The organism is Pseudolactococcus hodotermopsidis (assembly GCF_011170085.1).
In the GTDB taxonomy this organism is placed as follows: domain Bacteria; phylum Bacillota; class Bacilli; order Lactobacillales; family Streptococcaceae; genus Pseudolactococcus; species Pseudolactococcus hodotermopsidis.
Genome location: NZ_BLLI01000080.1, coordinates 1 through 7,966 on the forward strand (window position 1 = coordinate 1; position 7,966 = coordinate 7,966).

Annotated in this window: 3 protein-coding genes and 1 pseudogene; all 4 read left to right on the plus strand. The window is 40.1% G+C overall.

The window, feature by feature from the left end:
* Positions 1–216 precede the first annotated feature (216 nt).
* Entirely contained in the window at positions 217–846 is a 630-nt protein-coding gene (gene gmk, locus Hs30E_RS09840) for a guanylate kinase (RefSeq protein WP_172209782.1), read from the plus strand.
* Between the two features lie 25 nt (positions 847–871).
* Positions 872–1,183 (plus strand): annotated as a pseudogene (rpoZ, locus tag Hs30E_RS09845) (DNA-directed RNA polymerase subunit omega); the annotation flags it as partial.
* A 173-nt stretch (positions 1,184–1,356) separates the two neighbouring features.
* Positions 1,357–3,738, plus strand: coding sequence for a primosomal protein N' (locus Hs30E_RS09850; protein ID WP_172209784.1), 2,382 nt, complete (start codon positions 1,357–1,359; stop codon positions 3,736–3,738).
* A 596-nt stretch (positions 3,739–4,334) separates the two neighbouring features.
* Positions 4,335–7,966: mucin-binding protein (locus Hs30E_RS09855; RefSeq protein ID WP_228462047.1), on the plus strand; the 3,632-nt coding region annotated here is incomplete at its 3' end.

Genomic DNA, 7,966 nt, shown 5'->3' on the forward strand with positions numbered 1-7,966 from the left:
TAACTTGATAACACGATACTTTTCCAATTCATTCACAGTGAGTAATATCCTTTTCATAAGTATTAGTTTAACATTTGGGACATTTTATGTTTCGACCTACTTAGGACATTATCACTTTCGAATGATATAAACGAGAAATCTCAGATAATTTTACCTTTTCAAACAAGTAAAATTATGATAGAATAGGATAATAGCTAACTAGAAAGAGTGTGGAACATGCCAGAGCGTGGGTTATTGATCGTTTTTTCGGGACCTTCTGGGGTCGGAAAAGGGACTGTACGGGCAGCGATTTTTGAATCAAGCCAACATCAATTTGAATACTCCGTGTCAATGACGACACGGGCGCAACGTCCTGATGAAGTGGACGGCAAGGATTATTTTTTTACAACACGTGAAGATTTTGAGGAAAAAATCAAATCTGGTCAAATGCTGGAATATGCGGAATATGTCGGCAATTATTACGGTACGCCACTTGAGTATGTGAATCAAACATTGGATCAAGGTAAGGATGTTTTTCTTGAAATTGAGGTGCAGGGTGCGCTTCAAGTCAAGGAAAAAGTGCCAGATGGTGTTTTTATTTTCCTGACACCGCCAGATTTAGATGAATTGCGTGAGCGCCTTAGTGGTCGTGGCACAGATAGTCTTGATGTTATCAATGAACGTATGGCAAAAGCGCGTGAGGAAATCAAGCTCATGAGTGAGTATGATTATGCTGTGGTCAATGATGAGGTGTCCCTCGCTGTTGCGCGTGTCAAGAAAATTGTTGAGGCGGAGCATTTTCGTGTAGATCGCGTAATTAGTCGCTATCAAACGATGTTAGATGTCGCAACACAAACTGTTAAATAGAATCAAGAATAAGAGGTAAAAAATTATGATGTTAAAACCATCAATTGATGTCTTGTTGGACAAGGTCGATTCAAAATATTCACTGGTTGTTTTGGAGGCGAAACGTGCGCATGAATTACGTGATGGCGAACGTAAGACAAAAGAATTTTCATCTGTCAAACCAACACTTCAAGCCTTGGAAGAAGTTGCTGAAGGAACGGTAACAATTCATCCCTCTCCTGAGGCAAAACGCTTTGCTTTGCGTGAAAAACGTGAGTTGACACATTTGCGCAAACTTGATGAGGAACGTCGAATCAAGGAGAAAATCGCTCAAGAACAGGCTGATGAAGAAGCTAAGGCACGTAAAGGCGAAGCTGAAAAAGTGGTTGCAGAAGTCACCGAGGAAGTACCAGTTGAAGCTGAGTTACCCGAAGTTTCTGAAGTTGTTGTTTTTACCGAAGAAACTGATGCTGAATAAAAACTGCCTGAGCAGTTTTTTATTTTCTCGTTCAAACATTTAGGAGTAGAGCCATGTATCCAAAAATTGCGAAAATCATTGTTGATGTGCCGACGATGCAGACAGATAAACCGTTTTCTTATGCCATACCTGATGAACTTGTGGCGCTGATTCAGATTGGTATGCGAGTTCATGTGCCATTTGGCAAGGGCAATCGTTTGATGCAAGGCTTTGTTGTTGGTTTTGATGCTGGAAAAACAGATGTTTCGGAATTGAAATCAATTTCTGAGGTTTTAGATTTTGAGCCTGTTTTAAATCATGAGCAACTTAAACTGGCTGATGAGATGAGAAAAACGGTCTTTTCTTATAAAATTTCGATTTTAAAAGCCATGTTGCCAAATCTTCTCAATTCTTCTTATGATAAGGTATTGACAACTACTGATGTGACGGTTGCGGCGCAATATTTTGGTAATTCGACTGAGATTCATTTTTCTAGTTTGGATGAAAATGAGCAAGCTGTCATGATGAAACTACATCGTGAGGGAAAGATTTCGGTCAAATATGTGGCGCATGCCAAGGAATCTATCAAGACAAAAAAGGTTGTCACATTGACTGACGTAACTGCTTTAAAAGCGTTGACGATTCCTTTACGTGCTAAAAAACGTCTGGAAATGCAAGCGTTCTTGCAAGATTGTGCTGAGGAAAAAACGTGGGATTACTCAGAACTCGTCAAAAAATTCTCGCGTGAAGTGGTCAAGTTTTTCCTTATGAAAGCCATTTTGAACTTGACGGAAGTTGAGGTGTCGCGGTCGCAAGATTACTTCTCAAATATTACAGCCGATGAGCAGAAGGTACTAAATGCCGAGCAAATGAGCGCTTACCAAGCCATTATCAACTCGGCAGAAAAGCCATTTTTATTGGAGGGTGTGACAGGTTCGGGCAAGACTGAGGTTTATCTGCAAGTCATTGCGCACACAATCGCTCAGGGCAAAACGGCAATCATGCTAGTGCCAGAAATCTCGTTGACACCGCTCATGACCAGTCGTTTTATCGCGCGTTTCGGAGAAAATGTGGCAATTATGCACTCAGGTTTGTCGGACGGTGAAAAATATGATGAGTGGCGGAAAATCGCAGCGGGTAAAGCGCAAGTCGTGGTCGGCGCGCGTTCGGCAATTTTTGCACCTTTGGAAAATATCGGTGCGATTATTATTGATGAGGAGCATGAAACAAGTTATAAACAAGACTCAAATCCGCGCTATCATGCGCGAGATATTGCCATATGGCGGGCGAAGTATCATGGTGCGGCGCTCGTACTAGGTTCTGCGACACCGAGTTTGGAAACGCGTGCGCGTGCTCAGCAAAATGTCTATCAGCTCTTGCATTTGACTCAAAGAGCTAACGCTAAGGCGCAGATTCCGCAGGTTGAAATTCTTGATATGCGCCAACATCTTTCTGATAAATCGGCTTCATTCTCGCAAGTATTGCTTGATAAAATTTCTGAAAAAATCGCTAAAAATGAGCAAGTTGTCCTCATGCTCAATCGCCGTGGTTATTCATCATTTGTCATGTGTCGCGATTGCGGTTTTGTACCAGAATGTCCAAATTGTGATATTTCTTTGACTTTACATATGGACACGAAAACTCTGAATTGTCATTATTGTGGGCATACGGAAAATATTCCTTATGCTTGTCCGAATTGTCAAAGTCAAAAAATTCGTTATTATGGTAGTGGGACACAAAAAGTTGAGGAAGAGTTGTCCGAATTATTGCCAACTGTCCGAATTTTGCGAATGGATGTTGATACGACTAAGAAAAAAGGTGCGCATGGGCGAATTTTAAACAGTTTTGGTGCTGGCGAGGCGGATATTCTCCTTGGTACGCAGATGATTGCCAAGGGATTAGATTTTCCAAATGTGACTTTGGTTGGTGTCATCAATGCTGATACAGCGCTGAATTTGCCAGATTTTCGGTCATCTGAACGAACGTTTCAATTGCTCACACAAGTTGCGGGTCGTGCGGGTCGTGCAGATAAAGTAGGTGAGGTGCTGATTCAGACTTTTAATCCCAATCATTATGCCATTAAACTTGCGCAGACACATGATTATGAAAGTTTTTATCAAACGGAGATGGACTTCCGCCGTAAACTTGGTTATCCGCCTTATTATTATACGGTTCAGATTGTTATTTCACATAAAAATGAGGACGAGGCGGTTAAGAAATCTTATGAAATTATGACCATTTTGCGGAGGAATCTGACGGAAAAAGCGCAGATTCTCGGTCCGATTCCAAAGCCCATTGCCCGCACGCACAATCTCTACCATTATCAGCTCCTAATCAAGTATCGTTTTGAGGCTAATCTAACGCAGGCGTTAAATGCAGTGCTTGACTTGACACAGGTGCGCGAAAACAGGGAGTTGCGGCTTGCCATTGACAATGAACCACAAAATTTCATGTGACCGAAAATTAAAATGAACAAAAAATTAGAAAGTTTCGTAATCGGAACTTTTTTTTTTTACTATCTTGAAAGTTGCTAGAATGGTAATGTGAATAGTGTCTTGTTAAAAGGAATGAAATTTTTAAGAAGTGAACACTTAGGTAATTATAAAAATAGTAATAAAAGGTTTCGTTTTAAGGCGAAATCCATTTTGCTTTTGTAGTTATATTACTATATTTCAAAAAAATTCTTTAGGTAAAACGATATTTAGGCTTGTATACGCAATTAAATAAACAGACTCAATTCGCTATAAAACCAAAACACTTTTGGCTAGATTCATCACTTCGTCGTTGATAAGTCTTAACGTACACCTGTACGCTTTCGCCTTATCGCCTAGAATTGACGAGAAATGGCTCAAAAGTTGCGTTTCAGTTTTATAGCGAATCTAGTATACAACAGATTGTCGGCTAATTTTTGCTAACTTGTCGTCAGTCTTTTTATCGCATACCTATACTTGCAGATGTTTTTTATGGTTTTAAAATGGTCGTTTAACTTTAGCTTGAACGCTACGTTATCTTTGTTTAATGACTATATAAACGTGGAAAAGGAATTAGAATGATGAAAAAAATATTAGATGAGTTTTCGGGGAAGAAACTTGTCAAAAAGACAAAATTGTCTGAAGGCAAGAGTAACCGTGTCTTTTCACTTTCTGATAGTATTGGAAAGCATATTCGAGTAAGTGAGTACAGGTTATCTCGTCAGAGTAAGGAGCCTAGAACGATGCATTATCGGGCTTGGAAACGTGGGAAACATTGGCTTTATGCTAGTTCTGTTTTGGCTACCGTTGCGGGTGGTACATTTGTACAGGTAACAGGCGTTACACCTAAAGTTCTCGCCGATATTGTTGTTCAATCGGTAAATGATAGCATACAATTTTTAGCTCGTGATGAGGTATTATCACCTGATTTTTATGTATCCACAGGTGATTTATGGGTAAAGCCATCCATTGTTGATGATTTTAGAAATAATGTCACATCAGTAGAGGATCCTCAGTATATTGGAACGGTAAATAACCCTGCTATTGCAAGTTCTTGGCTAGGTAATACTTTTAATACCGGCAATCAAGGTAACACAATTCAAGGATTTAATCAAGGGCTTGATAGCAACGAGCCTTTCTCTTTCAGTGGCACTGTTTCAGCTGAAGATCCAAGACTTGCTGCTGCGGGTTTCTTTGTCTCAAATGTAACACCGCTAGAGTTACTTGATAAACTTGGCACTGGTCCCGATAATAATGATCAATCATCGGGGTCAATCAAGCCTGAGCAATCTGCAGATCGCTACATGTATTTTGCGGGTCTCCACAATCAAGATGGCTTTGCAGCCTTGATTTCAAGTGGAAATTTGGCAGATTCAGTTGATAGTAATGAACAGGACGGTTTACGAAAAGATTCAAATTTTACCTCACTTAAAAATACTCCTGTGACCTTACAAATTCAAGGCGATTATGATGCGGCGACACGTATTTTGACTTTAAGTTATTCAATGCCTGATGAAAATCGCTCAAGCGGGGCAACTAATAAAGGTAATTCAGGAACAGTATCAAGAAATGGTGCTGAGCAAGTTGTTCGATACTATATTCCTCAAACGGAAAATTCTGCTGTTTATGTTGGTTATGTCGGTAATGGTAACAGTACGAATCATTTGCGAACTGCAAATATTACCTTGACAAATATGACAGGAACTTATGCCGCAGAAGAAGCTGAGGTTCATTTTGTGGATGATTTGGGGCAACAACTTGCGCCAGATTCAAAAGTTTTATTGCCAGAAGGCTCAAAGCTGGGTATTGGTAATTATGATGTCACAGCGAGTTATTATTATCAAGCACCTTTTATCAAAGAGGGCTATCATCTTTTTGATGCAACAGTAGATGAAAAGACGATTGAAACGACTCAACTAGGCAATAATTTTTCTAAGCCTATTTTTAAGTCTATTCCAGATTATAATGTGATTTATCAACGCGATTATCAAGAAATTGAACATCGCATTATCAATAAACGCAATCAAGATTATAATCTTGAAAATCCTAATCAAGCACCTAAAGATGAAAATATGGGGGTGAAAACGTATTCTGCTCGGACGGGTGTTCTTTTGGAGCTTAGTGAAACGGTACCAGAAGGCTATTATGTTGTTGATCAGTTTGAAGGCTTGAGCCTTTCTGACCCTTGTACGATTGGTGCAAATGGTAAAAATTATTCATTTTCAACGCACTATGATAGTACATCAAATGGTGCGCCTGTTGATGGTAAAAATATTGATAAAAGTAAGCAAGTTATCACGACTAAGTTGATGCCGTCTATTCAAAAACGCATCTTAACAATTACAGAGCCTAAAGAACAGGCAACTTCGACAGTAACGCAACACTCTTTTACTGGGGAAGATTTTGAAATGCTTGGCATGCCGTGGGTATTTCCGGGTTATCTTGCGGTTGTAACAGAAGTAAAAGATGGTATTTCACAGGAAACGGTGGCACTTAGTGATACGGGGATTCCTGGTGAGGCAACGGATACAACAGACAATTACAATTCTGAAGAGGATAAAGCGCCACAATATCGGGAAGTTCATTTTAGGGCAGCTGAGCAAACGGCAGTTATTAAATTTGTTGATGCAACGACAGGGCGTATTTTAAATACTGAGACACTTACAGGTTTCACTGACGAGGTTATTAACTATCCGATTTCCGAAAAAATTGCCGAATATGTTGATAGTAGCGGTTATGTGCTTAAATCAAACGATTTTGTTGCGGGCGAGGAAGTTTATAGTGGCTTGATGAGTGATAATCAAGTCTATACTGTTGAACTGGTGCATGATACTGAAAAAATTGTGACCTCAAAAACAATAACGCAGCAAATTGACTATGAATACCGTAATCATCCAGAATGGCAGCAAGAGTCAACGATTATTTCGGCAAGAGTTGAGCGTACGACTTATCGAGATAAAGTGACTAATCATGTGATAACAGGTGTGGTAAATCATCCTGCAGGTTTAGATGATTTTTATAAAGAATGGGCGCTAGACACTTATGCGGTAGAAGGCAATCTGTTGATTCATCCAACAGCACCAACTTATACAACTGATGAGGTTGGTAGGCTTAACGGTGTTGAGGTTGACCCAAATACTGGAATGATAGAATTTGCCGACCCTCTTGAGTTAGCGCCAGTTATTTCAGGTTTAGTGGTAGCTGTTAAAGAAGCTAATATTTCAACAAGTTTCGATGAAGTTAAAGATAACTCAACCGTTATTAAAAGTGTCGTAGAATACAGTGATAAGGAAATTGATAGCGATTTATCTGATAGTTTATGGGATTCTGATTCTGTTTATGATAGTCAAGGTGCTTCTGAATCTGATGAATACAGTGATTCGGATGAAGATTCAGATTCGGATGAAGATAGTGATTCGGAACAGGATTCCAATTCTGAAGAGTTCAGCGATTCGGAAGTGGATTCAGATTCCGAAGAGTCAAGTGATTCAGAAGTAGATTCAGATTCGGACGAAGATAGTGATTCGGAAGTGGATTCAGATTCGGACGAAGATAGTGATTCGGAAGTGGATTCAGATTCGGACGAAGATAGTGATTCGGAAGTAGATTCAGATTCGGACGAAGATAGTGATTCGGAACAGGATTCCAATTCCGAAGAGTCAAGTGATTCGGAAGCGGATTCGATTTCCGAAGAGTTCAGTGATTCGGAAGTAGATTCAGATTCGGACGAAGATAGTGATTCGGAACAGGATTCCAATTCCGAAGAGTCAAGTGATTCGGAAGCGGATTCGATTTCCGAAGAGTTCAGTGATTCGGAACAGGATTCCAATTCCGAAGAGTCAAGTGATTCGGAGGAAGATTCGATTTCCGAAGAGTTCAGCGATTCAGAAGAGGATTCAGATTCGAGCGAAGATAGTGATTCGGAACAGGATTCCAATTCCGAAGAGTCAAGTGATTCGGAAGCAGATTCGATTTCCGAAGAGTTCAGCGATTCAGAAGAGGATTCAGATTCGGGCGAAGATAGCGATTCTGAAGAGGAATCGAGTTCAGAGGAACACAGTGATTCGGAGGAAGATTCGATTTCCGAAGAGTTCAGCGATTCAGAAGTAGATTCAGATTCGGACGAAGATAGTGATTCGGAACAGGATTCCAATTCTGAAGAATACAGCGATTCGGAGGAAGATTCGATTTCCGAAGAGTTCAGCGATTCAGA

What these genes read in the sequence shown, in the direction of transcription:
- gmk (WP_172209782.1), top strand. Translation starts at nt 217, where the DNA reads ATGCCAGAGCGTGGGTTATTGATCGTTTTTTCGGGACCTTCTGGGGTC.
- Hs30E_RS09850 (WP_172209784.1), top strand. Translation starts at nt 1,357, where the DNA reads ATGTATCCAAAAATTGCGAAAATCATTGTTGATGTGCCGACGATGCAG.